A 3,025-nucleotide genomic window follows, 5' to 3' on the forward strand; every position below is an offset into this window, starting at 1 on the left:
GGCGACGATTTCAGCGGCAGACGCCGTGCCTTCATCGACCAGCACCACCACCGGCTTGCCGTCGGTCACATCGCCGGCCTTGGCGAAATAGCGATCAACATCGTTCTTGGCGCGGCGGCGTTCCGACACGACTTCACCGGCGTCGAGGAACACGTCCGACACCTTGATGGCTTCATCGAGCAGGCCGCCGGGGTTGGAGCGCAGATCGATGACATAACCGACGACGCCGGCGCCCAGCTTGGCCTTGACGCCTTCTACCGCCTCACGGGTGGCTTCGCCGGTCTTGCTGTTGAAGGTGGAAATACGGATGAGGCCGATATTGTCGCGGGTTTCCCAGCGCACCGGCTTGATCACCACGACTTCGCGGGTAAGCGTGAATTCCAGCGGCTTGGGCTCGCCCTGACGCACCACGGTCAGCTTGATCCTGGTACCAGCCGGGCCGCGCATCTTGTCGACTGCTTCGTTGAGCGTGCCGCCATAGATCAACTCATCATCAAGGTGCGTGACATAATCGCCGGCCTTGATGCCGGCCTTGGCGGCAGGCGTGCCGTCGGTGGGGGTAATCACCTTCACCGCGCCGTCTTCCGACGTTACGGTGAGGCCGAGGCCGCTATATTCGCCGTCGGTCGTCTGCTTCAGATTGGCGTAATCGCGGCCATCAAGATAGCCGGAGTGCGGATCAAGGCTGGCCAGCATGCCGTTGATGGCGCCGCGGATCAGCGTCTTGTCGTCCACCTTGTCCACATAGGTCACGCGCACCCGCTCGAACACGTCCATCAAGGCATCGAGTTCCTTGTAGGTATCGGTTTCAGCGGCGGCCTGCACGGCGGCATAGCCCGGCACCAGCGCCAGGGCGGCCAGCGGCAAGGCGATCTTCCAGCTCTGTTTCAGGCTCATCGGGCAGCAGACTCACAGCAAATGAAGGACCAGGATAGCAGATGTGGGACAGCTTGCTACTCCCTGCGGCCTTTCAGGCCAGTGAATGGCCCGTCACTCGCGGTGATAGGGGTGGCCATCCAGGATGGCGGCGGTGCGATACAGTTGTTCGGCCAGCATGGCGCGCACCAGCATGTGCGGCCAGGTGGCGTGGCCAAAGCCGAGCAGCAGATCAGCCTTGTCGCGGGTGGCGGCATCATGGCCGTCGGCAGCGCCAATCAGGAAACGCACTTCGCGGAACCCATCATCGCGCCAGCGGGCAAGCTGTGCCGCCAGATCGCTGGAAGGCAGATCGCGGCCCCGTTCGTCGAGCGCCACCGTGCGGCCAGGGCCAAGATGAATGCCGAACAGCGGCCAGGGCGCGGTGTCGCCAATCTCGGTCACCACCAGCCGCCCGCGCAAGCGCGTGGCGTAACGCTGCACCAGTTCGGCTTCGGGCGATTGGCCGATACGGCCACGGGCGATGATGTGCAGCTTCACCGCTCAGTGCGGGGTTGCAACCACGGGTCCGGTGATCGGCGCGAAGGCCGGCGACGGGTTGGGCGCGTCATCCAGGCCCCACATTTTTTCCAGATTATAGAAGGCGCGCACATCGGGCCGGAACAGGTGGACAATGATGTCCCCGCAATCGATCAGCACCCAATCGGCGGCCGGCAGGCCCTGCACGCGGGCGCTGCGGCGGAAATCGGATTTCATCTTGTCGGCGATCTTCATCGCCATCGATGCCACCTGGCGGCCGCTGCGACCGCTGGCGATCACCATGAAATCGGCGATGCTGGTCTTGCCGGCAAGCGGGATGGAAACGGGATCCACGGCCTGATCATCATCCAGGCTCTTCATGATCATGGCGTGAAGCTCGTCCACGCGGTCAGTCTTGGTCAAACGCTTGTGCCTTTATCTTCGATCGTTGAGTCGTCAGGGCGTGCAGTGGTGGCCCAGTCGGGATCGGCCGCCCTGATGGCAGTCGCCGATTCCGGCCGCAGCCGGGACTTGAGCTTTATTATCGCTGGCAAGGGCGCATCCGTCCAGCGCCAAGGCGGTGCCGACGACCAGCCGGCCCACTTCAGTGCCGGGGCGCGCAACAGCGACACACCGGGACGCGGCACCACAGCCAGCGGAATCTGGTGCAGAAACTGCCGCCAGCGCCGCCAGCGGTGCAGTTCGGCCAGGATATCGTCGCCGCCGATCCACACGAAATCATGGTGCGGGCAGCGTCGTTTCAGCGCCCGCGCCGTATCGACGGCAAAGCGCGTGCCCAACGATTGTTCCAGCGCCGAAACCTTGATGCGCGGATGCCGCGCCAGTCGCTGCGCCCGCGCTGTCCGCACTTCCAGCGGCGCCATGCCGGTGGCGGCCTTCAGCGGATTGAGCGGCGACACCAGCCACCAGACTTCATCCAGCAGCAATTGCTCCATCGCCACCAGGCTGATGTGGCGATGGCCTGCGTGCGCCGGATTGAAGCTGCCGCCCAAAAGGCCGATGCGCGCCATCAGGGCCGCACCTGGCCGGTGCCGCGCACCAGCGTCTTGAAAATGGTCAGGCCTTCCAGCGCCACGGGCCCACGTGTGTGCAGGCGGCCGGTGGCGATGCCGATTTCCGCCCCGAAACCGAACTCGCCGCCATCGGCAAACTGGGTGGAGGCATTGTGCAGCACGATGGCGGCATCGACGCGGTTGAGGAAGCGCTCGGCCACATCGGCGTCTTGCGCCACCACGCTTTCGGTGTGCTGGCTGCCGTGGGCGGTGATGTGGGCAATGGCGCCATCAACGCCGGCCACTTCGGCGACACTGGCGATGGCGTCGATATATTCGGTGTCCCAGTCTTCGGCCACGGCCGGCTTGATGCGCGTATCGAGTGTTTGCACGGCCGCATCGCCGCGCACTTCGCAGCCGCCATCGAGCAGCGCCGTCACCAGCTGCTGCTTGAGCGCATGCGGCGCGGCGGCATCGATCAGCAACGTCTCCATCGCCCCGCACACCGCCGTGCGGCGCAGCTTGGAGTTGACCACGATGGCCACCGCCTGACCGACATCGGCGCTGGCATCGACATAGACATGGTTGATGCCATCAAGATGCGCCAGCACCGGCAC

At 64.9% G+C, this 3,025-nt stretch carries 4 protein-coding genes and 1 pseudogene; all 5 read right to left on the reverse strand.

Annotation, left to right across the window (positions count from 1 at the left end; all coding sequences use genetic code 11):
* Positions 1–897: S41 family peptidase (locus RMO81_RS01030; protein ID WP_409049567.1), on the reverse strand; the 897-nt coding region annotated here is incomplete at its 3' end.
* 93 nt (positions 898–990) lie between these two features.
* The gene (locus RMO81_RS01035; protein ID WP_310473868.1) at positions 991–1,416 is read right to left on the reverse strand and encodes a 23S rRNA (pseudouridine(1915)-N(3))-methyltransferase RlmH; all 426 of its coding nucleotides are present in this window, start codon (positions 1,414–1,416) and stop codon (positions 991–993) included.
* 3 nt (positions 1,417–1,419) lie between these two features.
* The gene (gene rsfS, locus RMO81_RS01040) at positions 1,420–1,782 is read right to left on the reverse strand and encodes a ribosome silencing factor (RefSeq protein WP_310473871.1); all 363 of its coding nucleotides are present in this window, start codon (positions 1,780–1,782) and stop codon (positions 1,420–1,422) included.
* A gap of 32 nt (positions 1,783–1,814) precedes the next feature.
* A complete protein-coding gene (locus RMO81_RS01045) occupies positions 1,815–2,426 on the reverse strand; it encodes a nicotinate-nucleotide adenylyltransferase (RefSeq protein ID WP_310473869.1) in 612 nt (203 codons plus the stop codon).
* Positions 2,426–3,025: pseudogene (gene proA / locus RMO81_RS01050) on the reverse strand (gamma-glutamyl-phosphate reductase); the annotation flags it as partial. The pseudogene proA and the gene RMO81_RS01045, both read right to left, overlap by 1 nt.

Origin of the sequence: Sandarakinorhabdus sp. (assembly GCF_031422795.1) — a bacterium.
Taxonomy (GTDB): Bacteria; Pseudomonadota; Alphaproteobacteria; order Sphingomonadales; family Sphingomonadaceae; genus Sandarakinorhabdus.